Source organism: Delftia sp. PX-1, assembly GCF_055797465.1.
In genome coordinates this window covers 5,466,974-5,492,784 of the sequence record NZ_CP184763.1, presented here as the reverse complement: position 1 = coordinate 5,492,784, position 25,811 = coordinate 5,466,974, and the positions used below count along the sequence as shown (strand labels likewise).

At 68.2% G+C, this 25,811-nt stretch carries 22 protein-coding genes; 17 read left to right on the top strand and 5 right to left on the bottom strand.

Annotated features, from left to right (window positions below; all coding sequences use genetic code 11):
* Positions 1 to 33: 33 nt before the first annotated feature.
* The 10 genes from ACN20X_RS25120 (at position 34) to pbpC (ending at position 11,139) form a co-directional block, all read left to right on the top strand.
* Positions 34 to 978, top strand: coding sequence for a helix-turn-helix domain-containing protein (locus tag ACN20X_RS25120; protein ID WP_047217399.1), 945 nt, complete (start codon positions 34 to 36; stop codon positions 976 to 978).
* A 131-nt stretch (positions 979 to 1,109) separates the two neighbouring features.
* Complete coding sequence (locus tag ACN20X_RS25115; RefSeq protein ID WP_016451132.1) at positions 1,110 to 2,510, top strand: amidase; 1,401 nt, start codon at positions 1,110 to 1,112, stop codon at positions 2,508 to 2,510.
* Between the two features lie 94 nt (positions 2,511 to 2,604).
* Entirely contained in the window at positions 2,605 to 3,672 is a 1,068-nt protein-coding gene (locus ACN20X_RS25110) for an ABC transporter ATP-binding protein (protein WP_016451133.1), read from the top strand.
* A 91-nt stretch (positions 3,673 to 3,763) separates the two neighbouring features.
* Complete coding sequence (locus tag ACN20X_RS25105; RefSeq protein WP_016451134.1) at positions 3,764 to 5,059, top strand: ABC transporter substrate-binding protein; 1,296 nt, start codon at positions 3,764 to 3,766, stop codon at positions 5,057 to 5,059.
* Between the two features lie 21 nt (positions 5,060 to 5,080).
* Positions 5,081 to 5,977: a carbohydrate ABC transporter permease gene (locus ACN20X_RS25100; protein ID WP_473210010.1), complete on the top strand. Its 897-nt coding sequence runs from the start codon at positions 5,081 to 5,083 to the stop codon at positions 5,975 to 5,977.
* Positions 5,974 to 6,822: an ABC transporter permease subunit gene (locus ACN20X_RS25095; RefSeq protein ID WP_017404193.1), complete on the top strand. Its 849-nt coding sequence runs from the start codon at positions 5,974 to 5,976 to the stop codon at positions 6,820 to 6,822. The genes ACN20X_RS25100 and ACN20X_RS25095 overlap by 4 nt, the downstream gene beginning before the upstream one ends.
* 48 nt (positions 6,823 to 6,870) lie before the next feature.
* The gene (locus tag ACN20X_RS25090) at positions 6,871 to 7,260 is read left to right on the top strand and encodes a VOC family protein (protein WP_016447842.1); all 390 of its coding nucleotides are present in this window, start codon (positions 6,871 to 6,873) and stop codon (positions 7,258 to 7,260) included.
* Positions 7,257 to 8,126, top strand: a complete 870-nt coding sequence (locus tag ACN20X_RS25085) for an endonuclease/exonuclease/phosphatase family protein (RefSeq protein WP_016451137.1) — start codon at positions 7,257 to 7,259, stop codon at positions 8,124 to 8,126. The genes ACN20X_RS25090 and ACN20X_RS25085 overlap by 4 nt, the downstream gene beginning before the upstream one ends.
* Positions 8,127 to 8,220: 94 nt before the next feature.
* Positions 8,221 to 8,781: an HdeD family acid-resistance protein gene (locus tag ACN20X_RS25080; RefSeq protein WP_012207099.1), complete on the top strand. Its 561-nt coding sequence runs from the start codon at positions 8,221 to 8,223 to the stop codon at positions 8,779 to 8,781.
* 33 nt (positions 8,782 to 8,814) lie between these two features.
* Positions 8,815 to 11,139, top strand: coding sequence for a penicillin-binding protein 1C (pbpC, locus tag ACN20X_RS25075; protein WP_473210009.1), 2,325 nt, complete (start codon positions 8,815 to 8,817; stop codon positions 11,137 to 11,139).
* Between the two features lie 38 nt (positions 11,140 to 11,177).
* On the opposite strand, the gene ACN20X_RS25070 is transcribed toward pbpC, so the two are convergent.
* Positions 11,178 to 12,143 carry a bifunctional helix-turn-helix transcriptional regulator/GNAT family N-acetyltransferase gene (locus ACN20X_RS25070; RefSeq protein WP_016447839.1) on the bottom strand — a complete coding sequence of 322 codons (966 nt, stop codon included), beginning with the start codon at positions 12,141 to 12,143 and terminating at the stop codon, positions 11,178 to 11,180.
* Positions 12,144 to 12,298: 155 nt separating this feature from the next.
* Positions 12,299 to 13,957, bottom strand: a complete 1,659-nt coding sequence (locus ACN20X_RS25065) for an L-lactate permease (protein WP_016447838.1) — start codon at positions 13,955 to 13,957, stop codon at positions 12,299 to 12,301.
* A gap of 219 nt (positions 13,958 to 14,176) precedes the next feature.
* On the opposite strand from ACN20X_RS25065, the gene ACN20X_RS25060 reads away from it, so the two are divergent.
* Positions 14,177 to 15,352 (top strand): alpha-hydroxy acid oxidase, encoded by a 1,176-nt coding sequence (locus ACN20X_RS25060; RefSeq protein WP_016447837.1) that lies wholly within the window; start codon positions 14,177 to 14,179, stop codon positions 15,350 to 15,352.
* Positions 15,353 to 15,416: 64 nt separating this feature from the next.
* Here ACN20X_RS25060 and ACN20X_RS25055 read toward each other — a convergent pair whose 3' ends face one another.
* Positions 15,417 to 17,117 (bottom strand): 2-isopropylmalate synthase, encoded by a 1,701-nt coding sequence (locus ACN20X_RS25055; RefSeq protein ID WP_473210008.1) that lies wholly within the window; start codon positions 17,115 to 17,117, stop codon positions 15,417 to 15,419.
* A 296-nt stretch (positions 17,118 to 17,413) separates the two neighbouring features.
* Between ACN20X_RS25055 and ACN20X_RS25050 the strand changes: the two genes are divergently transcribed.
* Positions 17,414 to 18,271, top strand: a complete 858-nt coding sequence (locus ACN20X_RS25050) for an AraC family transcriptional regulator (RefSeq protein WP_016451140.1) — start codon at positions 17,414 to 17,416, stop codon at positions 18,269 to 18,271.
* 19 nt (positions 18,272 to 18,290) lie between these two features.
* Here ACN20X_RS25050 and ACN20X_RS25045 read toward each other — a convergent pair whose 3' ends face one another.
* Positions 18,291 to 18,839, bottom strand: coding sequence for a DUF3455 domain-containing protein (locus tag ACN20X_RS25045; protein WP_016447834.1), 549 nt, complete (start codon positions 18,837 to 18,839; stop codon positions 18,291 to 18,293).
* A 304-nt stretch (positions 18,840 to 19,143) separates the two neighbouring features.
* On the opposite strand from ACN20X_RS25045, the gene ACN20X_RS25040 reads away from it, so the two are divergent.
* From ACN20X_RS25040 to ACN20X_RS25020, 5 genes are all read left to right on the top strand, one after another.
* Positions 19,144 to 19,728, top strand: a complete 585-nt coding sequence (locus tag ACN20X_RS25040) for an RNA polymerase sigma factor (RefSeq protein WP_016447833.1) — start codon at positions 19,144 to 19,146, stop codon at positions 19,726 to 19,728.
* A 37-nt stretch (positions 19,729 to 19,765) separates the two neighbouring features.
* Positions 19,766 to 20,593 (top strand): anti-sigma factor, encoded by an 828-nt coding sequence (locus ACN20X_RS25035; protein WP_016451141.1) that lies wholly within the window; start codon positions 19,766 to 19,768, stop codon positions 20,591 to 20,593.
* 232 nt (positions 20,594 to 20,825) lie between these two features.
* Positions 20,826 to 21,764: a DMT family transporter gene (locus ACN20X_RS25030; protein ID WP_046985631.1), complete on the top strand. Its 939-nt coding sequence runs from the start codon at positions 20,826 to 20,828 to the stop codon at positions 21,762 to 21,764.
* A 42-nt stretch (positions 21,765 to 21,806) separates the two neighbouring features.
* Entirely contained in the window at positions 21,807 to 23,120 is a 1,314-nt protein-coding gene (locus ACN20X_RS25025) for a Y-family DNA polymerase (RefSeq protein ID WP_016447830.1), read from the top strand.
* Between the two features lie 191 nt (positions 23,121 to 23,311).
* Entirely contained in the window at positions 23,312 to 24,871 is a 1,560-nt protein-coding gene (locus ACN20X_RS25020; protein ID WP_046239606.1) for a methyl-accepting chemotaxis protein, read from the top strand.
* A 132-nt stretch (positions 24,872 to 25,003) separates the two neighbouring features.
* Here the strand turns inward: ACN20X_RS25020 and ACN20X_RS25015 are convergent, their stop codons facing one another.
* A complete protein-coding gene (locus ACN20X_RS25015; protein WP_016451144.1) occupies positions 25,004 to 25,774 on the bottom strand; it encodes a hypothetical protein in 771 nt (256 codons plus the stop codon).
* Between the last annotated feature and the right edge of the window lie 37 nt (positions 25,775 to 25,811).

Here is a 25,811-nt window from a genome sequence, read left to right as displayed (position 1 = left end):
GCCAGCGGCCGCCTGCGGATACTGGGCGCTGCCATGCAGCTCGAATACTCCACCCATTCGCAGGAGCCACGCCATCGTTTCGACTACTGGCACGAGGTGGTCTGCCGCCACTGCATCCCGGCCGACAGCCACCGCGCGCAGGGGGATGGTGCAGGTCCCGGCGGCTTCGGGGCCACGCTGTCCGTGCGGTCCCTGGGACTGCTGGAGATCAGTGCCATGTCGGCGCCCAGCCACCGCTGGGTGCGCAACGCAGCCCACCTGCGCCTGCATGCCCGCGACGAGCTGTGGCTGGGCTATCTGCTCCAGGGCCAGGCCGAGGTGCGCCAGGGCGGGCAAGTGGCCCGGCTGAGTGCGGGCAATCTGGTGCTTTATGACGCTGCGCAGCCTTTCGAATTCTCGGTGGCGCCCCGCGATATCCTGCTGATGCGCATTCCGCGCAGCGAATTGTTGAATCGCTTTGCCCGTGCACCCTTGCACGCGGGCCGGGCGCTGCATGGCCATGCCCCGGCCGTGGCGCCGCTGCGGGCCATGCTCGGCGAGGCCATGGCCATGCCGCCTGCGCCGCACGGTGATGCCTTGGCGCAGCGCTTCGGCATGGCGCTGCTCGACGTGCTGGCCCTGGCGCTGGAGATGCAGGAAATGGCCGTGCAGCCCCGCTCGGAACGGGACCTGCACGGCCGCATCCAGGCGTTCATCCAGGACAACCTGGGCTCGCCCGAGCTGTCGCTGCAATGGCTGGCGCAGCAGCACAACGTCTCGCCCCGCACCGTGACGCGGGCCTTTGCGCGGCACAACCAGACGCCCATGGGCCTGGTATGGCAGCTGCGGTTGCAGGCCAGCCGCCAGGCCCTGATGCAGGGGCGCTGCTCCAGCGTGACCGAGGCGGCCTTCGCGCATGGGTTCTCCGATGCGGCGCACTTCAGCCGAGCCTTTCGCAAGGCGTTCGGCTGCACGCCCCGCAGCCTGCTGGCCGCCTGAGCAAGGTCGCTGACCCTCCCGAACAAGCGTGGGTGCCGCCGGCTCCCTAGCATGGGGCTGCCGCGCGTCCCGTGCGGCTTTTCCATTGCAACAACGGTGGCGCCCCGGAGCCGGGCGCCGGGAGACATGCCATGAACGACAGCGAACTGCACCATCTCGAACTGCTGGAGGTGGGGCGCGAGATCCAGTCCCGCCGCATTTCCTCGGAAGAGGTGACCCGCCACATGCTGGCGCGTATCGAGGCCGTGGACGCGCGGCTGCACAGCTACGTGACGGTGATGGCGCAGCAGGCGATGGAGGACGCCCGCCGCGCCGACGCCGAGATCGCGCAGGGCCGCCGCCGCGGTGCGCTGCACGGCGTGCCGCTGGCGCTCAAGGACCTGCTGTGGACCCGGGGCGTCCCCACCACGCATGGAATGACGCTGCACCGCGACCATCGCCCCACGGAAGATGCCACCGTGGTGCGCAGGCTGCGCGAGGCCGGCGCCGTCATCCTGGGCAAGCTGCAGCAGACTGAAGGCGCCTTCGCCGACCACCATCCCGAGATCACTGCCCCCGTCAACCCCTGGGGCGCCCAGCTGTGGCCCGGGGCCTCGTCCAGCGGCTCGGGCGTGGCCACGGCGGCGGGGCTGTGCTTCGGATCGCTGGGCACGGACACCGGGGGCTCCATCCGCTTTCCATCGGCCGCCAACGGCATCACGGGGCTCAAGCCCACCTGGGGCAGGGTGAGCCGCCACGGCGCCTTCGAATTGGCCGCGTCCCTGGACCACATAGGCCCGATGGCGCGCAGTGCCGCCGATGCCGCAGCCATGCTCGCGGCCATCGCCGGGGCGGACCCGCTGGACCCTACGGCCAGCCAGTGCAGCGTGCCCGACTATCTGGCCATGATGACGCGCGGATTCTCCGGCCTGCGCCTGGGCATGGACCGGCAATGGGCACTGGACGGCGTGGATGTCCCCTCCCGCCAGTCGGTGGAGCAGGCCCTGGCGGTGGCGCAGCGCCTGGGTGCCAGCGTGCAGGAGGTCCGCTTTCCCGATGCCACCCAGGCGGTGGAGGACTGGCCGGCGCTGTGCGCGGTGGAGACCGCCGTGGCGCACGGCGCCACGTTCCCTGCACGGCGCGAGGCCTATGGCCCCGGGCTCGCCGGGCTGATCGACCTGGGGCTGGGCCTGTCCGCCACCGACTACCAGCGGCTGCTGCTGCGCCGCGCGGACTTCACGGGCCGGGTGCGTGCACTCTTCGCGCAGGTGGACCTGCTGCTGGTCCCCGCCACGGCCTTTGCGGCCCCCACGCTGCAGCGCATGGCGCATTTCGGCTCCGATGCCGAGCTGTTCTCGGGCATGCTGCGCTACACCTGCCCCTTCGACCTCACGGGCAGCCCCACGATCACGCTGCCCGGCGGACGCACTCCCGAGGGCGCGCCCGTGGCCTTCCAGTTCGTGGCCCCCGACTTCCGCGAAGACCTGCTGGTGCGCGCGGGCTGGGCGTTCCAGCAGGCCACGGACTGGCACAGACGGCACCCTGCTGCCTGAGCTGCCTGAGCTGCCTGAGCTGCCTGAGCTGCGCGGGGGCGCCAGGCCGGTGGCGCGACACGGGCCTGTCACACAGCCTTCCTAGACTGGCGCGATGTCCTTGATCGAGATGGAAGGTGTCGCCAAGTCCTGGGGCGGCACCATGGCACTGCAGGCGCTGGATCTGCGCATTGAACCCGGATCCTTTTGCGTGCTGCTCGGTCCCTCGGGCTGCGGCAAGTCCACCACGCTGCGCATCATCGCGGGCCTGGAAAGCGCCACCTCGGGCCGCGTGCGCATCGATGGGCAGGACGTCACCCAACTGCCGCCCGCACGGCGCGGCATTGCCATGGTGTTCCAGAACTACGCGCTGTTCCCGCACCTGACGGTGGCGCAGAACATCGGCTTCGGCCTGTCCGTGCGCAAGGTCCCGGCGGCCGAGGCGCGCCGGCGCATCGACGAGGCCGCCGCGCTGCTGGGCCTGGACGCGCTGCTGGCGCGCCGGCCCGGGCAATTGTCGGGCGGCCAGCAGCAGCGCGTGGCGCTGGGCCGTGCCCTGGTGGCCCGCGCCCGGGTCTGCCTGATGGATGAGCCGCTGTCCAACCTCGACGCCCAGCTGCGCCAGGAAATGCGCACCGAGCTGCGCGAGCTGCAGCGGCGCCTGGGCCTGACCGTGGTCTATGTCACGCACGACCAGGCCGAGGCCATGGGCATGGCCGACCAGGTGGTGCTGCTCAGCCAGGGGCGCGTGGAGCAGTGCGCCGCGCCCCAGGAGATCTACCGCCGGCCCGCCACCACCTTTGCCGCGCGCTTCATCGGCACGCCGGCCATGAACATCGCGCGCCTCGACGGCCTGCTCATCGCGGGCAGCCATGCCAGCGCCGCGCCCGCCGGCCTGCAGCAGCCGGGCCAGGCGCGCTGGCTGGGCGTCAGGCCCGAGGACATGCGCCTGTCGCTCCATGGCGATGTCGGCAGCGGCCCCGTGGTGGCTGCCGACATCGAAAGCCTCGAATACCTGGGCGCCGACCTGGTGCTGCGCTGCCGCGTGGGCAGCGAACAACTGATGGTGCGCACCGCTGGCAGCCAGCTCGGCGGCCTGCAGCCGGGCCAGCTCGTGGGCCTGCGCTGGGCGCGCGAGGCCACGCATTTCTTTGACGAACAGGGGCGGCGCTGCACGGCCTGAGGCCGTGGCACCGCTCCTATCTTCCTCCGCAGTTCCACCGTTTCAGCCGTTCCGGCTTTCGCACCCGAAGCACCTTCCAGGAGAGTCCGCCATGCAACGCCATGCCTTCCTCAAAACCCTCGCAGCCGCTGCCGCCCTGGCCGCCACGGGCCTGCTGCACACCGCCAGCGCGCAGACGCCGCTGGAGGTGCCGTTCTACTTTCCCGTGGCCGTGGGCGGCCCCATCACCAAGGTGATCGACGGCTACGCGGCCGAGTTCAACAAGGCCCATCCGCAGTACCGGATCACGCCCGTCTATGCGGGTACCTACCAGGAGACCATCGTCAAGGCGCTGACGGCCCACAAGTCGGGCAAGCCGCCGGCCACCTCGGTGCTGCTGTCCACCGACATGTTCACGCTGATCGACGAGGACGCCATCGCCCCCATCGACGACTTCGTGAAGACCGATGCCGACCGGGCCTGGCTCAAGGGCTTCTACCCGGCCTTCATGGCCAACAGCCAGGCGGGCGGCAAGACCTGGGGCGTGCCCTTCCAGCGTTCCACCGTGGTCATGTACTACAACAAGGAAGCCTTCAAGGAAGCCGGCCTGGACCCGAACAAGGCGCCGCAGAACTGGAAGGAACTCAAGGAAGCCGCCCACAGGCTGACGAAGAAGGACGCCAGCGGCAAGGTCGTGCAGTACGGCATCCAGATCCCGTCCACCGGCTTTGCCTACTGGATGCTGCAGACGCTGACCACGCCCAATGACGTGCTGCTGGCCAACGAGGCCGGCACCCAGGTCACGCTGGACAGCCCCAAGGTAGTGGAGGCGCTGGACTACTGGGTGGGCCTGGTCAAGGAAGGCGTGCACCCGGCCGGCGTGGTGGAGTGGGGCACGACGCCCAAGGACTTCATGGAAAAGAAGGCCGCCATCATCGTCACCACCACGGGCAACCTGACCAATATCCGCGCCAATGCCAAATTCGACTTCGGCGTGGGCCAGATCGCAGGCAATGTGCGCAAGGGCTCGCCCACGGGCGGCGGCAATTTCTACCTGTTCAAGAAGGCGCCCAGGGAGCAGCAGGAGGCGGCCTTCCAGTTCATGAAGTGGGTCACCCAGCCCCCGCTGGCCGCGCAGTGGAGCATGGACAGCGGCTACGTTGCCGTCTCGCCCGCCGCCTATGACACGCCCGCGCTCAAGAAGTACGGCCAGGACTTCCCGCAGGCCTTGGTGGCGCGCGACCAGCTGCCCGTGTCGGTGGCCGAGTTCTCCACGCATGAGAACCAGCGCGTGACCAAGGTGCTCAACGACGCCGTGCAGGCCGCCCTCAACGGCAGCAAGACCTCGGCCCAGGCCCTGCAGGATGCGCAAAAGGAAGCAGACCGCATCCTGCGCCGCTACAGGTGATGGCGCAGTGCCGCTGACCGCATGAGCTCCGCTCCCGCCTCCCTTGTCCGCGGCCGCCAGGCCGTCCATGCCTGGCTGATGCTGCTGCCGGCGCTGGTGCTGCTGGTGGCCTTCACGCACTGGCCGGCCGTGGCCACGCTGATCGACAGCCTGCATGCCACGCAGCGCGGCGGCCAGCCGGGGCCATGGGTGGGGCTGGAGAACTACGCCGTGATGGTGGACGACCCGGTGTTCTGGCAGGCCGTGCGCAACAACCTGTGGTTTGCGGCGGCCACGATTCCGCTGTCCATGGCACTGGCGCTGGCCATGGCGCTGTGGGTCAACGAGAGGCTGGCCGGCCGCGCCTTCGTGCGCATGGCGTATTTCACGCCCACGGTGCTGCCCATGATTGCCGTGGCCAACATCTGGCTGTTCTTCTACACGCCGCAGTACGGGCTGCTGGAGCAGCTGCGCGGCGCACTGGGCCTTCCCGCGCACAACTGGCTGGGCGATCCGTCCACGGCGCTGGCCTGCGTGACCGTGGTGGCGGTGTGGAAGGAGGCGGGCTTTTTCATGATCTTCTACCTGGCCGCGCTGCAGACCCTCAACCCCAGCCTCAAGGAGGCGGCGGCCATCGAGGGGGCCTCGCGCTGGTACTTCCTGCGCCGCGTGCAGTGGCCGCTGCTGATGCCGACCACGCTGTTCGTGCTGGTCAATGCGGTGATCAATGCCTTCCGCCTGGTGGACCATCTCTTCATCCTCACGCGCGGCGGGCCGGACAACGCCTCCACGCTGCTGCTCTATCACCTCTACGAAGTGGGCTTCAAGTTCTGGGACACGGGCTATGCGGCGGCCCTGACCGTGGTGCTGGTCGCCGTGCTGGCGGCCGTGGCGCTGCTGCAGTTCTTCGTGCTCGACAAGAAGGTGCACTACCAATGAGCGCCGCACCCATTGCCCCGCGCCATGCGCCGCCCGCGCTGTACGGCGCCACCTGGCTGGATACGCTGGCCGCCTGGCTGCTGGCCCTGCTGTGGATACTGCCGCTGGCCTATGCGTTCTGGACGGCCTTCCATCCGCCCGAATACTCGGCACGCTTCGACCTGGCCGCGCCCTGGACGCTGGAGAACTTTCGCCGTGCCTGGCAGGCCGCGCCCTTTGCGCGCTATTTCCTGAACACGGCCGTGCTGGTGGTCATGATTTTGGCGGCCCAGCTGGTGCTGGGCACGCTGGCCGCCTATGCCTTTGCGCGCTACCGCTTTCGCGGCCAGGGCCTGGCCTTTGCCCTGGTGCTGGTGCAGCTGATGATCATGCCGGACATCCTGCTGGTGGCGAACTACCGGACCCTGTCGCGCCTGGGCGCCGTCGATACGCTGCTGGGCATCGGCCTGCCGTACTTCGCATCGGCCTTTGCCATCTTTTTGCTGCGCCAGACCTTCCTGGGCATTCCCCGGGAACTGGACGAGGCCGCGCGGGTGGAGGGCGCCAGCACCCTGCAGATCCTGTGGCGCGTCTACGTGCCGCTGGCGCGGCCCGTGTACCTGGCGTTTGCGCTGGTGTCGGTGAGCTTTCACTGGAACAACTTCCTGTGGCCGCTGATCATCACCAACAGCGTGCAGGCGCGCCCGCTCACGGTGGGGCTGCAGGTGTTCTCCAGCGTGGAGTCTGGCGTGGAATGGGCCACCATCACGGCCGCCACGCTGATGAGCTCGGGCCCGCTGCTGGTGGCCTTCGTGCTGTTCCAGCGCCAGTTCGTGCAGAGCTTCATGCGTGCGGGGATCAAGTGAGGGCGGTGCTAAAGTTCCTTGTCCCAGCCTTTCACCCCGAGGTCCACCATGTCCGGTCCCGCATCCGCAGGTCTGTTCATCTACGCCAAGCAGCCCGACAGGCTGGCGCTGTTCTACATGGAGGTGCTGGCCATGCGCATGCTGCACCACACGAGCGAGCTCATGGTGCTGCAGTCGCCGGACCTGCAACTGGTGCTGCACGCCATTCCCGAGGCGATTGCGCGGCACATCACCATCACCGAGCCACCCCAGCCGCGCGAGAACGTGGCCATCAAGTTCTTTGCCACCGTGAAAAGCTTTGCGGCCGTGCGCCCCCTGGTCATCGCGCATGGCGGCCAGCTGTGGGAGCAGTCCTGGCTGGGCCCGGGCTTTCGCGTCTGCAACGCCATGGACCCCGAAGGCAACCTGTTCCAGCTGCGCGAGCCGCTGTCCGCATGATGCAGATCCTCACCTGGAACACCCAATGGTGCCTGGGCCTGGACGGCCGCATGGACCCGGAGCGCATCGTGGCGCATGCACTGTCCATGGCCGATATCGACGTGCTGTGCCTGCAGGAAATCGCCATCCACTATCCCGGCCTGCAGGGTGCGCCCGGCGACCAGGTGGCGCAGATCCGCCAGGCCCTGCCCGAAGGCTGGAAGGTCTTCTTCGGCGCCGCCGTGGACGAGTTCACGGCCGTGGGCCGGCAGCGCTTCGGCAACCTGGTGGCCACGCGCCTGCCGGTGCTGCAACTGGCCCACCACCGCCTGCCGTATCCGCACGACGGCGGCGTGCGCAGCATGCCGCGCTGCTGCACGGCGGCCACGGTGATGGATGCCGCGCTGGGCCCCGTGCGGGTGATGAGCACCCACCTCGAATATTTCTCGCGCCGCCAGCGCATGGCCCAGGCGCTGGCGCTGCGTTCCCTGCAGATCGAGGCCCTGGGCCAGGCCGAGGCGCCGCCCCAGCCAGCCAGCGACGGCTCGCCCCAGCAGACCAAGCCGCACACGCCGCATGCCGTGCTCTGCGGCGACTTCAACTTCGAGCCGCACGAGGATGAATACGCCGGCCTGTCCGCCCCCTGGGCGGCCGGCGAGCAGGGCGCCCTGAGCGCAGGCCAATGGCACAACAGCTGGAGCGTGCTGCACCCGGACCAGCCCCAGCCGCCCACCTTCCGGTTGTTCGACCGCCAGTGGGGCCCCGAGCCCGGCGCCTGCGACTTCGCCTGGGTCAGCGACAGCCTGCGCGGCCATGTGCGCGGCTGGGCCGTGGACAGCGACACAAGGCTCTCCGACCACCAGCCCGTGCTGCTGCAGCTGGATTGATCCAGGTCACGGACCGCCGCCAAGCCGGCCTTGGCCTACAGACAGTGCCGCAGGCCTGCTCCAAGGTCATGGGGACTGTTTTGAAGGAGCATCCATGAGCCCCAATCCGCTGTCCACGATTCTTCACCGCACCTGGTGGGTGCTGCTGCTGCGCGGCCTGGTCGCCATCGCCTTCGGCGTGCTGACCTGGGCGCAGCCGGCGGTATCGCTGGCGGCGCTGGTGCTGACCTTCGGTGCCTTCACCTTCGTCGATGGCCTGCTGGGCGTGTATTCGGCCATCCAGGGGCGCGACCAGATGCGCCATTGGTGGGTGCTGCTGCTGTGGGGCCTGGCCGGCGTGGTGGTGGGCGTGCTCACCGTGGTCGCGCCCGGCGTCACGGCCCTGGTGATGACGCTGTACATCGGCGCCTGGGCCCTGGTCACGGGCCTGCTGCAGATCGTGGCGGCCGTGCGGCTGCGCAAGGAGATCACGGGCGAGTGGCTGCTGATCCTGGGCGGCGTGCTGTCCGTGCTGTTCGGCGCCTTCGTGCTGGCCCAGCCGGGCGCGGGCATGATGGCCATGCTCTGGGTGCTGGCCACTTATGCGGTGGTCTTCGGCGTGCTCATGGTGCTGCTGTCCTTCAAGCTCAAGAAGGGCATACGCCATTCTTCCTGAGCCGCTGGCCCAAAGGCGGACAATGCCGGCTCCATGATCGAATCCCGGCGACCTTCCCCCTTCATGCGTCTTCCCCGCGCGGCCCTGGCGGCCGCGCTGCTGTTCGCGGCGGCCGGTGCCGCCCAGGCGCTGCCCAGCTTTTCCGAAGTCCGCGAAGGCCACCGCTCCTCCGAGACCGAACTGCTCTCGCGCGAGGGCGAGGTGCTGCAGCGCCAGCGCACCGACGCCAGCGTGCGCCGTGGCGACTGGGTAGCCCTGGCCGACATCTCTCCCGCGCTGCGCACGGCCCTGGTGCTCAGCGAGGACAAGCGCTTCTACGAGCACAGCGGCGTGGACTGGGCGGCCGTGTCCGCCGCCGCCTGGGGCAACCTCTGGAACCAGCGCACGCGCGGCGCCAGCACCATCACCATGCAGTTGGCGGGCCTGCTGGACGGCGACTGGCGCCAGGGCCCGGGCGGGCGCAGCGTGGTGCAGAAACTGGGCCAGACCGTCTCTGCCCAGGTGCTGGACCGGCGCTGGCGCAAGGACCAGATCCTGGAGGCCTACCTGAACCTGGTGCCCTTCCGGGGCGAGATCGTGGGCATCGATGCGCTGTCGCGCACCCTGTTCGGCAAGGCCGCGCACGGGCTGGACGCGCGCGAGGCCGCCATTGCCGCCGCCCTGGTGCGCGCGCCCAACGCCTCGCCCGAGCGCGTGGGCCGGCGCGCCTGCGGCGTGCTGCAGTCGCTGGCGCCCGAGGATGTGGCGGCGCGCGACTGCACGGCCATGGAACTGCTCACCGCCAGCGTGCTGCTGCGCCGGCAATGGGCGGCCAGCGAAGGCCAGGCCCCGCATCTGGCGCGCCGCCTGCTGGCCGAGCCGCAGTCCAAAGGCCAGGCCCGCGTGCGATCCACGCTGAGCGCGCCCGTGCAGCGCTTTGCCGTGCAAAGCCTGCAGCAGCAACTGCGTGAGCTGCAGGGCCGCAATGTGGAGGACGGCGCCATCGTCGTGCTGGACAACGCCACGGGCGAGGTGCTGGCCTGGGTGGGATCGTCGGGCGAATTGAGCCAGGCGGCCGAGGTGGATGGCGTCACGGCCATGCGCCAGCCCGGCTCCACGCTCAAGCCCTTTCTCTATGCCCAGGCGATTGCCGAGCGGCGGCTGACGGCGGCCTCGCTGATCGAGGATTCATCGGCCCACATTCCCACGCAGAACGGGCTCTACATCCCTCAGAACTACGACCGGCGCTTCAAGGGCTGGGTCTCGGCGCGCACTGCGCTGGCGTCGTCGCTCAACGTGCCGGCCGTGCGCACCCTGGTCATGGTCACGCCCGATGCCTTCTTCTCGCAACTGCAGCGCCTGGGCCTGCCGCTGCGCGAAAGCGGCGGCTACCACGGCTTCAGCCTGGCGCTGGGCAGTGCCGAGGTGCCGCTGCTGCAGCTCGCCAACGCCTACCGCGCCCTGGCCAACGGCGGGCAGCTGACGCCCGTGCGCTGGGCGGTGCAGCCCACGGGCGCGGGGTCCGCAGCGCAAAAGCCGGCTGCGCCCGTGCAGGCCATCGACGCACGCGCGGCCTTCATCGTGGGCGACATCCTGTCCGATCCCATGGCGCGCGCGCCCACCTTCGGCACCGACAGCGTGCTGGCCACGCGCTTCTGGACGGCCGTCAAGACCGGCACCAGCAAGGACATGCGCGACAACTGGGCCGTGGGCTGGTCGCAGCGCTACACCGTGGGCGTGTGGGTGGGCAATGCGCGCGGCGAGGCCATGCACTCGGTCAGCGGCACCAGCGGCGCGGCACCTGTCTGGGCCGCCGTGATGGGCTTCCTGCATGCCCGCACGCCCAGCCGCGCGCCCAAGGCGCCGGCGGGCGTGCTGCAGCAGGCCGTGCGTTTCGGCCCCGATGCGTCGGGCCTGCCGCTGGAGAGCGCGCGCAGCGAGTGGTTCGTGGCGGGCACGCAGCAGAGCCTGTTCGCCATGGCGGGCAGCGGCCTGCCTGCCGCATCCGCATCGACACGCGGGACTTCGGCCGCCTCGCCCGTGCGCATTGCGCGCCCGGCCAACGGCACCATCCTCGCGCTGGACCCCGACATTCCGCCAGACCGCCAGCGCGTGCAGCTGTCGGCTCGCCCGGCAGGCACGGCCGCCACGCAGGAATGGCAGGACGCCAGCCTGCGCTGGCGCATGGTCAGTGCTGCCGCGCCCGGCGCGGCCGAGCCGCCGCCCAAGGAGATCGGCCGGGGGGCTGCCGCCGCCTGGATGCCCTGGCCCGGCCGCCACCGGCTGGAACTGGTCGATGCCAAGGGGCAGGTGCTGGACAGCGTGCAGGTGGAGGTGCGCGGCGCCGGCGTGGTGGCTTCGCGCGCGGGCGGGCGCTGAACGCCGCAGTGCGGCCCCAGGGCAGCCTCAGGGCAGCATCAGGGCCGAGCCCGCACGAAGCGCTGCTCGGTCACGGTCTCGCCCCATTGCTGGCCCGGCCATTCCTCGGCCAGGGTGAAGCCTGACGATTCGTAGAGCCGGCGCGCCGCATCCAGGCCGCTGAACGTCCACAGCTGGGTGGCCTCGAAGGCCTGCTGGTCGCAGAACGCCAGGGCCTGCTGCAGCAGCTGGCGCCCCGTGCCGGCGCCGCGCAGGCCGTCGTCCAGGATGAACCAGCGCAGGTGCGCCTGGCGGTCCTCGGGGTGCTTGGCCAGGTCCTCGCCATCGATGGCCACGGAGCCCACGACGCGGTCGCCGTCCAGCGCCGTCCACAGCTGGTTGCAGGGTTTGTCCAGCCGGCTAGCGAACTCGGCCAGGCCGCTGGCCACGCGGCTTTCGAAGAAGACGCCGAAACCTGCGTGGCGTGCATAGAAGCGCGCATGCATTTCCACGATGCGGCCGATGCAGCCGGGCCGGTATCCGGGCAGGACCTGTATCTGCGCGGGTGCGGGCAGGGGCTCCTCCTGCCGATGCGCCTGCAGTGCCTGGGCGTAGAGGGCCAGCCCGCGCGAGACCGCCTGTTGCTGCGGCGGCTGCATGCGGTCCAGCGCGGCCGTCACCTGCTGGCGCCCGAAGGCCTCGATGGCGGCCAGCGTGCGCCGGCCCTTGGCGGTGAGGGCCAGCCGCTTGACGCGGCCGTCCTCGCCATCGGCGGTTTCCTTCAGCTCGCCGGCCTCCACCAGCTTGCGCACCATGCGGCTGACGCTGGATTTCTCCAGCCCCAGCGCCTGGGCCAGCTGCGAGGCCGCCATGGACCCCTGCGCGCCGATCTCCAGGATGGCGTGCACGGCCGAGGGCGGATAGTCCGTGGCCGCCAGCGTGGCCTGCATGAAGCCCAGCTCGCGCACCATCTGGCGCGAGGCGGCGCGGATGTCGTCCACCAGGGAAAGATCGTGCTGCGGCATGGGTGCTCCTTGGGGCCGTGCAGGGTTTGAATATGGTTGCATGGTACAACCATAAATGCCGCTGCGCATCTGTTGATGCAGCGATGCATACCCCAGGCGCAAAAAAGCCGCCCGGCGCATGCGGGCGGCTGAGGCCTGGCGCAGATGCGCAAGGCTCAATTGACCATCAGGCGGAACGGCCAGACATAGGCCTGCAGCGTCACGAAGATGCCCATCAGGCAGGCCAGGGCGACGGAGTGGAAGAACACGTAGCGCAGGATGTCGCCCTCGTGGTTGAACCAGCGCGTGGCCGTGGAGGCGACGACGATGGACTGCGCATCGATCATCTTGCCCATCACGCCGCCCGAGCTGTTGGCCGCGCCCATGAGGTTGGGCGACAGGCCCAGCTGCTCGGCCGCCACCTTCTGCATGCCGCCGAACAGCACGTTCGATGCCGTGTCCGAACCCGTGAGCGCCACGCCCAGCCAGCCCATCAGCGTGCCGAAGAAGGGGTAGAACACGCCCGTGTTGGCGAAGGCCAGGCCCAGCGTGGTGTCGGTGCCCGAGTAGCGCGTCAGCGTGCCCAGCGCCAGCATCAGCACGATGGTGATGAGCGAATAACGCACCAGCCAGAGGGTGCGCACGAACTGGCTGACCAGTTGCACGGGGTTGTACTTCATGACCAGGCCGCCCACGATGGCCGACAGCAGGATGCCCGTGCCCGTGGCCGACAGCAGGTTCAGCGTGTAGATGGCGCCTTCCTTGGTGGGCTGGCGCACGACGGGCGGCACCTTCTCGACCATGTTGTGCAGGCCTTCCATGGGAAAGGCCGGTGCGAACAGGCCATTGAGCGCTGCCTTGACCGAGGGCAGGCCCCAGATGAAGACGAAGACCGTGAGGATGGCCCAGGGCGTCCAGGCGCGGATCACGTCGGCGCGCGGGTGCTGGGTCACGGCGCGGGGCGCCTGGGCCTCGCCGCCGCTGCTCTCATGGCCCTTGAGCGAGGTCGAGCGCCAGATGGTCCTGGGCTGCCATATGCGCAGGAAGCCGACCGTGCAGACCATGGAGACGATGGCCGCGATGATGTCCACCAGCTCGGGTCCGATGAAGTTGGACACCAGGTACTGCGGAATGGCGAAGGACACGCCGGTCACCAAAATGATGGGCCAGATCTCCATCATGGCCTTGCGCCCGGCAAAGGCCCAGATCAGCCAGAACGGCACCAGCACCGAGAAGAACGGCAGCTGGCGGCCGACCATGGCCGTGACCTCCATCAGGTCGTAGCCATGGACCTTGGCCAGCGTGATCACCGGCGTGCCCAGCGCGCCGAAGGCCACGGGCGCGGTATTGGCGATCAGCGACAGGCCCGAGGCGGCCAGCGGCGAAAAGCCCAGGCCGATGAGGATGGCCGCCGTCACGGCCACGGGCGTGCCGAAGCCGGCCGCGCCCTCGAAGAAGGCGCCGAAGGCGAAGGCGATCAGCAGCAGCTGGATGCGCCTGTCCTCGGTGATGCCGGCAATGGAGTCCTGCAGGATCTTGAAGCTGCCGTTCTTCTCGGTCAGCTGGTGCAGGAAGATGATGTTCAGAACGATCCAGCCGATGGGCAGCAGCCCCGTGAAGCCGCCGAACAGCGCCGCGCGCCCGGCCATGCCGGCCGGCATGTTGTAGACGAAGACCGCGATCACCAGCGCGGCAACCAGCCCGGCGCCGGCCGCCAGATGGGCCTTCATGTGCAAAAAGCCCAGTCCCACCAGCATGACCACGACCGGAATGGCCGCAAGCAGTGTGGACAGCCACATGTTGGAAAGAGGGTCGTAGACCTGTTGCCAAACCATAGGAGCTTCTCCTGAAGAGTTTTTAGGATGTTGTGCGGGGCGGATCGTTACTCCCATGGCGGTTTGGCGCACTAGCGTTAGCCCTGGGTTGGGCTGCGAGAGAGAAAATTTCAATCGGCGCACAAATCACTTCAAACCCGAACGGGTGGCCGGAGCCCGCGCACGGCACTACCATGCTCGGCAGTCCCGCGGCATGCGGGTTCCAGAAAGCCAGAAAACGTGTCCACCGACCTTTCCAAAATCACCTGCATCGAAGACCTGCGCGTCGTGGCCCAGCGCCGCGTGCCGCGCATGTTCTATGACTACGCCGATTCGGGTTCCTACACCCAGGGCACCTACCGCGCCAACGAGGACGACTTCCACCGGATCAAGCTGCGCCAGCGCGTGGCCGTGAACATGGAGGGGCGCAGCACGCGCACCACCATGATCGGAGAGCAGGTCGCCATGCCCGTGGCCATCGCGCCCACGGGCCTGACCGGCATGCAGCATGCCGACGGCGAGATCCTGGGCGCGCGCGCGGCCAAGGCCTTCGGCATTCCGTTCACGCTGTCCACCATGAGCATCTGCTCCATCGAGGACATTGCCGAGCACACGGGCCGCCATCCGTTCTGGTTCCAGCTCTATGTGATGCGCGACCGCCGGTTCATGGAGCGCCTGATCGAGCGTGCCCGCGCGGCCAACTGCTCGGCCCTGGTGCTGACGCTGGACCTGCAGATCCTGGGCCAGCGCCACAAGGACATCAAGAACGGCCTGTCCACGCCACCGAAGCCCACGCTGCGCAACCTGGCCAACCTGGCGACCAAGCCGCACTGGTGCCTGGGCATGCTGGGCACCAAGCGCCGCACCTTCGGCAACATCGTCGGACATGTGGATGGCGTGGCCGACATGAGTTCGCTGTCGTCGTGGACCGCCAGCCAGTTCGATCCCAGCCTGAACTGGGGCGACGTGGAGCGCATCAAGAAGCTCTGGGGCGGCAAGCTCATCCTCAAGGGCATCATGGACGCCGAGGACGCGCGCCTGGCGGCCGACAGCGGCGCCGACGCGCTCGTCGTCAGCAACCACGGCGGGCGCCAGCTCGACGGCGCACCCTCGTCCATCGAGGCGCTGCCGGGCATTGCCGAGGCGGCGGGCAAGGACATCGAGGTCTGGATGGACGGCGGCATCCGCAGCGGGCAGGACGTGCTCAAGGCGCGTGCCCTGGGCGCCCAGGGCACCATGATCGGCCGCAGCTTCCTCTACGGCCTGGGTGCCTACGGCGAGCATGGCGTGACGCGCGCCCTGCAGATCATCCAGAAGGAGCTGGAGACCACCATGGCCTTCTGCGGCCACACGCAGATCGATACCGTGGACCGCAGCATCCTGCTGCCCGGAACCTATCCGGGCGCCGTGCGCTGAACCGGCAAAAGCTGCACGAGAAAAGGACCGCCTCGGCGGTCCTTTTCTCCTTTCAGGCTGCGCCTCAGGCTTGGGCAGGTACGCGCCGGTTTTCCGGCTGCGCCGCCACCAGCCGGCCCGCCGCATGCAGCACGGCCAGGATGGACGCGGTCACGATGTTGGCATGGCGCCCCGCACCGAAGCGTGTGCCCGCCACGCCGGGCAGGGCGGCCTCGACGATGGCCAGCGCCGTGGCGCCGGCGCCCTGGCCCAGGCTGCGCTCCTCGTAGTGGTCTATGCGCAGCGCCACGCCCAGGTGCTGGCCGATGGCAGCGGCCACGGCGTCGATGGGACCGCTGCCATCGCCATGCAGCTGCATTCGAAGCCCGTCCGTCCGCACCACTTCCAGCGCAATGCCCTGGCCCTTGGCGCTGTCGAACAGATGGTGGCTGTGGTAGCGCCAGGGAAGCTGCCGGGGTGCGAGGTAGGTGGACTCGAACAGCTCCCACAGGTCTTCACTGGCCAGCTCGGCCTCGCTGGCGTCGGCCTGGCGCTGCACCACGGCGCTGAATTCCACCTGCATGCGCCGGGGCATGGTCACGCCATGGTCGCGCTGCAGCAGGAAGGCGATGCCGCCCTTGCCTGACTGGCTGTTGACGCGCACGATGCTGTCGTAGGTGCGGCCCAGGTCCTGCGGGTCGATGGGCAGGTAGGGGACGCGCCAGGGCGCATCGGGCCGTTGCACCGCAAAGCCCTTGGCGATGGCGTCCTGGTGCGAGCCCGAGAACGCCGTGAACACCAGGTCGCCCACATAGGGGTGGCGCGGGTGGATGGGCAGGGCCGTGCATTCCTCCGCAATGCGCGCCACGGCGGCGATGTCCGAGAAGTCCAGTCCCGGCGCGATGCCCTGCGTGTACAGGTTGAGCGCCAGCGTCACCACATCGAGGTTGCCGCTGCGCTCGCCATTGCCGAACAGGCAGCCTTCCACGCGCTGGGCGCCGGCCAGCAGCGCCTGCTCGGCGCAGGCCACGCCCGTGCCCCGGTCGTTGTGCGGGTGCACGGACAGCACGATGTGCTCGCGCCGCTCCAGGCGGCGGTGCATCCACTCGATCTGGTCGGCGAAGACATTGGCCGTGCTCACCTCCACCGTGGTCGGCAGGTTGATGATCATGGGCCGCGTGGGGCCTGCATCCCAGGCGCGGATGGCCGCGTTGCACACGGCCAGCGACACGTCGAGCTCGGCCATGCAGAAGGTCTCGGGCGAGTACTGCAGAACCCATTCGGTCTCGGGGTGGGCATCGGTGAGTTCGCGCAGCAGGGCGATGTGGTGCTCCACCATGGCGATGATCTCGGGCACCTGCATGCCGAAGACGATCTCGCGCCAGGCCGGTGCCACGGCGTTGTAGAAGTGCACGATGGCGCGCCGCGCGCCGGCCACGCTGTCCACCGTGGCGCGGATCAGGTCCTCGCGCAGCTGGGTGATGACCATGGGCGTCACGTCGGCGGGGATCAGCCCTTCGTCGATCAGGTGGCGCACGATGGCGTAGTCGGTCTGCGAGGCAGAGGGAAAGCCCACCTCGATCTCCTTGAAGCCTATGCGCACCAGCTCGTGGAACAGGCGCAGCTTGCGCTCGCGGTTCATGGGCTCGAACAGGGCTTGGTTGCCGTCGCGCAGGTCGGTGGACAGCCACACGGGCGCCTGGCTCAGCTGGCGCGAAGGCCATTGGCGGTCGGGCAGGTCGACGGCGGGGAAGGGAAGGTATCTGGACGCGGGATTCTTCAGCATGCGGGCCTCGCAGGAAACGCTGGGTATGCAGCCACCGGATCGGCCGGCAGCCCCGCTCTCCTGGCTTCCCGGTGTGGGGAAGCTGCGCCAGGCCGGGATCAGGGAGAGTCGGTGCGAAATGCGGCGCCTGCGCAGGCGCCCGGACCCCGGCCATGGGCCAGGGATGGTAGGGAGGGCGAGGGCAGGCGGTGCATGGTGCGATGGCGGTGAATCACAGGGAACGGGTGCCAGTTTGCGGGCAGGGCATTTGTCTGTCTTTATAGAATTTCTCATTTTCTCCATGGATCTGGACAAACATGCGCACTGCCGCCGACTTGCCCGCCGTGCCCTGTGGCCATGCCGGCCTGCCTGAGCTGCAGGCTGCCGCGCCCTTGCCCGTCACGGGCGTGGCCGGCGACTACCCGGCCGGGATGGAAGTGCAGGAGCACTCCCACGAATGCTGCCAACTGCTCTATGCCGTTCAGGGCGTGCTGGAGGTGCGCGCGCGCAGCGGGCGCTGGGTGGTGCCGCCCACGCGCGGCGTCTGGCTGTGCTCGGGCGTGCCGCACAGCCTGCGCATGCGTGGTGCCGTGCAGGTGCGCAGCCTGTTCGTGGATGCCCAGGCGGCGCAGGGGCTGCCGGTGGCGGACTGCGTGATCGAGGTCTCGCCGCTATTGCGCGAGCTGATCAGCGAGGTCGCGCGCTGGCCGGCGGCGCCGCAGCGCGGACAGGATGAAACGAGGAACCGGCTGGTCGTCGAACTGCTGCTGCAGGAATTGCGCCAGCCGCCTGTCGTGCCATTTCACCTGCCCTGGCCGCAGGATGCGCGCATGGCGGCTGTCTGCCGCGCGCTGGCCGAAGAAGGCCAGGCCGTGGGCCAGGGCGGTGAACGGGCTGAAAACCTGGCCGCCACGGCCGCCGACTGGGCCGCACGGCTGGCCATGGGCGAGAAGACTTTCCACCGCCATTTCCTGCAGGCCACCGGCCTGAGTTTCGGCCGCTGGCGGCAGCGCGCGCGGCTGCTGTCGTCCATGCAGGCCCTGCTGGCCGGCCGGCCCATCGTGCAGGTGGCGCTGGAGGCCGGCTATGAAAGCCACAGCGCCTATTCGCTGGCCTTCAGGCGCCAGTTCGGCATGCCGCCCTCGGCCTTCGGGGCAGGGGGCGGGCAGCCGTAGCGGCACCGGTGGCCGCGGATCAGGAAGCCTTCCAGATGATGTAGTCGGCCTGGTACTGCACCACCTGCTTTTGGCCCAGCGTGGAGCTGTTGCAGGCCATGGCCGGCGCCACGCCGCCGCGCGTGGCCACGCGCTGGATATAGGTCACGCCCTGCATGGCGCCCATGCCGGTGGCAGGTTCGGCCTTGACCAGTTGCAGGGGGATGTTGCCTGCGCTGGACGGAGCCACCGCGACCTGGGTGGCCGTGACCTTGGAGCCGTCCTGGTGCGCCCAGGTGGCGGGCGGGCCGAAGTAGCGGCCGATGACGCGGCCCTGGCGGTCCGTCAGGCGGGCATCGGGGCCGACGAAGGCCCACTCCTGCTCCATCGCCTGGTCCTTCTTGGCGCGGCACTCGTAGGTGATCTGGCCGATGCCGACGGTTTCCATGGCGACCTTGTGGCCTGCGGGCACCTGCACGGCGGCCGGCAGGCCGGACTGGGAATAGCTCTTGCTCATGTCCATGGAGGAGCAGGCGCCAAGCGTCAGTGCAGCCATGGTGGCCAGGCCGAGGGGGAGGATGTAGCTCATGAGGTTCTCCAGGTCGAGGGGTTGAGGGATGTCGCCTTGGACCGCTGTCCGGGGCGCGACACACGGAATACGCAGCATGGGTGAGGTTGGATTCACCTGGGTGCAAAAAAAATTTATCCGCATCCGGTTCGCAATGTGCTGCGTATTGCCCAGTGAGAGCCGGCGCAGGCCGGCAGACCGGTACCAGACCCCCTGCAGGCCACCGATATGACCCCTGCAGCCGATTGAAGGACACGACAAGCCCCCCGGGGCGGCGACGCAACAGTGCGGGCCACGGGGCCGCCCGCTCGCCCACAATGCGTGCATGGGCACCACACCAACCGACCAAGAGCTGATGGACCTTCTGGACCGCATCGCAGCGCAGGACGAGCCCGCGCTCCGCAGCCTGTACGAGGCCACCTCGTCCCGGCTGTACGGGCTTGCGCTGCGCATCCTGCGGCACAAGGACTGGGCCGAAGACGTGCTGCAGGACAGCTACCTGCACATCTGGCGCAGCGCCTCGGGCTACCGGGGCTCGCTGAGCCCGCCGCTGGCCTGGATGGGCCTGGTGGTGCGCAGCAGGGCGCTGGACTTCCTGCGCCGGCGCCGCGCCGAACGCCTGCACCTGAACGAGGAGTTCGATGAGGCGCAACTGGCGGCCCATGGCGGCGGGAGCGATGAAAGCCAGGGCCCGCTGCAACTGGCCGAGGCCAGCGAGCAGGCGGTGGCGCTGTACCAGTGCCTGGAGCGGCTGGAAGGCCGCCAGCGCGAGGTGGTCAGCCTGGCCTACCTGCGTGACCTCAGCCACGGCGAACTGGCCGGCCAGCTGCAGTTGCCGCTGGGCACGGTCAAAACCTGGATCCGGCGCGGCCTGGAGCAGTTGCGCCGCTGCCTCTCGCGCCATGCGTGATGCAGATGACATGCTCTGAGCGGCCCAAGGATTTGCCATGAATATTTCCCGACACCCCGAACTGCTGGACCGGCTGGCCGCCGCATACGCCCTGGGCACGCTGCGCGGTGCGGCACGCCGCCGCTTCGAGCAACTGGCCCGTGACCAGGCCCCGGTGCGCGCCGCCGCCCTGCTGTGGCAGGGCCGCTGGTCGGCCCTGTCCGAAATGCAGGCTCCCGTGCGCCCCGACGATGCGGTCTGGGTCCGCATCGACAACCTGCTGCAGGCCGAAAAAGCCCGCGCCGCCCAGCCGCACCGGCGGCGCGCCGTTGATGGGCAAGGCCTGGACGAACGCGCGAAATCCGGCGTGGGCCGTGCCCTGGCCTGGTGGCGCGGCGCGGCCCTGCTGGGCGCCTGCGCCACCGTGGCGGCCGTGGCCGTGGGGCTGTGGTCGCACCAGGACCTGCGCCAAAGCGGTGAGCGCCAGCTGGCCGTGCTGCGCAACCAGCTGCAGGCCGCCCAGGTCGCGCTGCAGGCAACGCCCCAGATCCAGTACGTGGCCGTGCTGGCCGACGACAAGGCCGATGCCTCCATGCTCGTGACCTTCGACCCCGGCAAGAACAGCCTGGTGCTGCAGCGCGTGGGCGACTTCCACGAGGCCGCAGACAAATCGCTGCAGCTGTGGGCCCTGCCGCCCCAGGGCGGCCCGCAGTCGCTGGGCGTGCTGGGACGCGACAAGCTCGTGAAGCTGACGGCAGCGGCCGCCGAAGTCCAGGGCGTGCCTGCCCTGGCCATCAGCCTGGAGCCCAAGGGCGGCGTGCCCAGCCAGACCGGACCCACGGGACCGGTGCTGTTCAAGGGCGCGCTGATCCGGCGCGACCTGTAGCGCGCCGCGCAGGCCCGCTCGCCATTGGCGACGGCCGTGCTGCTGCACAACGCAGCCTGCTTGCCCTGGCCAGAGCAGGGCGCGCGTGCAGCGTTGGCTGGCCGGCCTCTGTTTCGCTGCCGGGCGCGGCAGCCTTCTCCAAGTGCGTGCGCCTGGTGCCCGACCGGCGGCTATGCTGGCCGGCACTCAGTCGCCCGCGCCATGCCGGCGGTGCCTTCCCTTTTTTGCCGACATGCTTTCTTCCCTCCAAGACCTGACCTGGCTGTGGGTGCCCGTGGTGCTGTTCGCCGCAGCCGCCCAGACTGTGCGCAATACGGCCCAGCGCTCGCTGACCTCCGAACTCGGCACCCTGCCGGCCACCCTGGTGCGCTTTCTCTACGGCCTGCCGTTTGCCGGCATCTACCTGCTGGCGCTGTACCTGGGAGGGGACGGGGCCTGGGCGCTGCCCCGGTTCTCCTGGGCCTACCTGGGCTGGATCGCGCTGGGCGCCTTCTTCCAGGTAGCGGCCACGGCGGCCTTGCTGCTGGCCATGAAGGAGCGCAACTTCGCCGTGGCCGTCACCCTGTCCAAGACCGAGGTGCTGCAGGTCGCCCTGTTCGCAGGCCTCTTCCTGCACGAGCTGCCCACGGCCGTGGCCCTGCTGGCCATGGCGCTGGCCACCTTGGGCGTGCTCATCCTGTCGCTGCCGCCGCGCGGCCAGATGCTGTCGCTGTCGGCCTGGGCCAGCCGCTCGGCGCTCTATGGCCTGGCCTGTGGCGCCTGCTTTGCCATCGCCACCGTGGGCTACCGGGGCGGCGCCGTGGAGCTGGCGCGCCTGGGCGAGATATCTCCCTGGCTGTCGGGCGCCTGGGGCGTGCTGACAGCCCAGCTCATGCAGACCCTGGGCCTGGGCGCCTGGATTGCGCGCACCCACGCGCAGGGCCTGCGCCCCATCTTCCGCGCCTGGCGCGTGTCGCTGCTGGCCGGCGGCATGGGCGCGGCCGCCTCGCTGGCCTGGTTCACCGCCTACGCCCTGCAAGGCGCCGCGCCCGTGCGCACGCTGGGCATGGTCGAGGTGGTGTTCAGCTACATCGTCTCGCGCCGCGTGCTCAGCGAAAGCCTGAGCCGCCAGGAGAAGATCGGCATGGCTCTGATGGTGCTGGGACTGGTGCTGATCTGCCTGCAGGGATGAATGGTCCAGGGCCTGTGGGAACAAGCCCTGCAGGCTGTATGAATGCACAGTTGCCGCAATAATGGCGGCGTGCCTGAAACGACACCCACGACACCCGCAAGCCCTGCCGATGCTGCGCCTGCGCGCCGCATCGCCCACCTGGACATGGACGCCTTCTATGCCTCGGTGGAGCTGCTGCGCTATCCGCAGCTCAAGGGGCTGCCCGTGGTCATCGGCGGCGGGCGCCGCGCGCATGACGAGGCGCTGGATGCGCGCTACGCCGGGCGGCTGCACGAGATTCCGGTGGACGAGTTCTCGCGCCTCAAGGACTACGTCGGCCGGGGCGTGATCACCACGGCCACCTACCCGGCGCGCCAGTTCGGCGTGGGGTCGGCCATGGGCATGATGAAGGCCGCGCGCCTGTGCCCCCAGGCCATCATGCTGCCCGTGGACTTTGCCGAGGTGCGGCGCTTCTCGCGCATGTTCAAGGAGATCATCGTCTCCATCGCCCCGCTGATGGAGGACCGCGGCGTGGACGAGGTCTACATCGACTTCACCGACGTGCCTGGCGGCCAGCGCGAAGGCGGGCGCGTGCTGGCTCGGCTGATCCAGAAAACCATCACCGACGCCACGGGCCTGACCTGCTCCATCGGCGTGGCCCCCAACAAGCTGCTGGCCAAGATGGCCAGCGAATTCAACAAGCCCAACGGCATCTCCATCGTCCAGCCCGAGGACCTGCAGACCGTCATCTGGCCGCTGGCCTGCCGCAAGATCAATGGCATAGGCCCCAAGGCCGACGCCAAGCTGCAGGCGCTGGGCATACGGACCATCGGCGAGCTGGCCGCGCAAAGCCTGCCCCAGCTCGTGCAATGGTTTGGCCGCGCCTACGGCAACTGGCTGCATGGTGCCTCCTGGGGCCGCGACGACCGGCCCGTGGTCACGCACAGCGAGCCCGTCTCCATGAGCCGCGAGACCACCTTCGAGCGCGACCTGCATGCCGTGCGCGACCGGGCCGAACTGAGCGCCATCTTCACCGACCTGTGCGAACGCCTGGCCCAGGACCTGCAGCGCAAGGGCTACATGGGCCGCACCGTGGGCATCAAGCTGCGCTACGACGACTTCAAGACCGCCACGCGCGACCACACGCTGGAGCTGCCCATGGCCGATGCCGCCACCCTGCGCCGCGCCGCAGGCCAATGCCTCAAGCGCGTGCCCCTGGCCAAGCGGCTGCGCCTGCTGGGCGTGCGCGTGGGCAACCTCGTTCGCACGGCCGACTGGAACGCCACCGCCCACGACCCGCTGGCGCGCGAGCAACTGCTCAGGGGACCGGCCCAGCCCGCGCCGGACAGCGATCCCTTTACACCTCAACTGTTCTGAATCATCACCACAAATCTGGCGCACACGCTGTAAAACCATGCACCAGTTTCGAGCATGGGACTGAGGTTGCCGTGCTGTGAGATGATTTGGAAATGTGAATTTGTGTTTCCGTTTGATGGATTCCGGTGGCTTCAGTGCGCTTCGCCTTGCCATTTCACAAGAACAAGAGACATCCCAAAGGAGTGGTACCCATGCGCGTGAATTTGCCCGTCAGCCAGCTCAACTACGACTTTCCGGGCGATGAGCTGCTGGTATCCGTCACCAACACCAAGGGCGAGATCACCCATTGCAACCCTGCCTTCGTGCGGGTCAGCGGCTATACCTACGAGGAACTGATCGACCAGCCGCACAACCTCATCCGCCACCCGGACATGCCGGCCGCCGCCTTCAAGGACATGTGGCGCACCATCGCCCACGGCTACCCGTGGACTGCCCTGGTCAAGAACCGGCGCAAGAACGGCGACCACTACTGGGTGCGCGCCAACGTCACGCCCATCATGGAAGGCGGCCGGCCGCGCGGCTACCTGTCGGTGCGAACCAAGCCCCGGCCGGACGAGATCGAGGCCGCCGAAGCCCTCTATGCCCGCATGCGCGCCGAAGCCGATGCCGGCCAGGAAACCCTGCGACTGCGCGGCGGCGAACTGCGCCGCCTGGGCCTGGCCGGGCTGTGGGACCGCCGCAGCGACCTGGGCCTGACAGCCCGCATGGCACTGATGCTGGGCGGCGTGGGCCTGGCGGCCATGCTGCCCGACCTGCTGGGCTGGCAGGGCGCCGCAGCCTGGGGCACGCGCCTGGCCGCCTTGCTGGCGGGCGGCAGCTTTGTGCTGTGGCGCTTCCAGCAGCGCTGCGTGGCGGGCCTGGAGCAGGCCAGCGGCTTTGCCGCCGACATTGCCAGCTGCCAGCTGGGCACGGACATGCAGCACGACTACAGCGGCCCCATGGGTGCCCTGATGCAGCGGCTGCAGCAGATCCAGATCAACCTGCGCGCCGTGGTCGGCGACGTGCGCACCGAAATGCGCGGCTTTGCCACGACGGCCCACGAGATCGCCCAGGGCAGCTTCGACCTCGCGCAGCGCACAGAATCCCAGGCCACCAGCCTGCAGCAGACGGCGGCCTCGATGGAAGAGATATCGGGCACCGTGGCACAGACCGCCGACACGGCCCAGCTCATGGCCCATGAAAGCGACCAGAGCCGCCAGGTCGCCGGCAAGAGCGGCGCCGCCATCCAGGAAGTGGGCGCTGCCATGGAGCACATCCGCGGCTCCTCGCGCCGCATGGGCGAGATCATCGGCGTGATCGAAAGCATTGCCTTCCAGACCAACCTGCTGGCCTTGAATGCCGCCGTCGAAGCGGCACGCGCAGGCGAACAGGGCCGCGGCTTTGCCGTCGTGGCCGGCGAAGTGCGGGCCCTGGCCCAGCGCAGCGCCTCGGCCGCCAAGGAAATCAGCGGCCTCATCAACCGCACCGTGGACGGCATCAACGATGGCAACGCCCGCATGGACGCCGCAGGCCGCACCATCGACGGCATGGTCGACGCCGTGGGCCGCGTCAGCGACCTGGTCCACCAGATCAGCATCGCCACGCGCGAACAATCCGTAGGCATCGCCCAGGTCAACGACGCCGTGGCCCAGCTCGACTCCGTCACCCAGCAAAACGCCGCCCTGGTCGAGCAATCGGCCGGCGCGGCGGGCTCGCTGCGTGCCAGCGCCCAGTCGCTGGAGCGGTCGCTGGAGGTGTTTACGTTGCGGTGAGGGGGAGGGGCCGGTAGGAGGGGGCCTGCTTGGGCAGCCCACGGTCAACGCTGTGGCCGTTGCATGTAGGCCCTGCAATATTTTGGTGGTTCGAAAGCGAGGGCCCCCGCATTGAATGATGCTTTTTTGAGTCTATCGGCAATTTATGCCTTTACTTGTGAACGCGATATTTAATTTTTCACCTGATGGAGTGAATTTAATTTTCTGATCTGCAACGTCCAAGGTAAATTCTTGATTTTTGTGGACTGCCGGGATGGTTATTGTCTTATCGAAGCCCTTGGCAATAACTCTTAGTTGCTCTGGAATCACCGGTAAGCTACCTCTTACTTCAAGTGGAATGAATAGTTCGGATGGCCATCCAATGACGATTCTTTTTTGTAAATTTGATTTACTTTTATCGATATATTCAAATTCATAGTATTTCTGTGTAATGTCTAATATGTGTGACGAATGATCGAGTATTCGCTTTAAGTCATATTTATCCCAAGGGATAATGATAAGTGTCAAGGGGTCTATGCTGGGTATGAACACTCTTGCTGGATAAAAATATCTATCAGTGCCAACAAATGTCTTTCTGGTGAAAATCCATTTTTCTTTTGGTATGGCTTGAGCCAGCAGTTTATCTGCATCTTTAAATATTTTTTCAATGTCATACATCTGGCTTGAAGATGACATTCCGTTGGAACAGTTTTCCTTTGAAAAATATGCTGAGTCACCATAGCCTCCAGACTTGCACCAATGACATTGGTTGATTTTATGCTGCGCTTCTACAAGCTGTCCCTTTGCGTAGGGTGGGTCCTTGAATCCATCATAAGGTCTCCAGATTCCACAGCCGGAAACCAGCGCAGAAGAAAATATCGCTATAGCATAGGAAATTAATTTTTGGGCAATAATATTTCTCATAATTGATATGTGTTTTTTGAAATGAGTATAAACAATT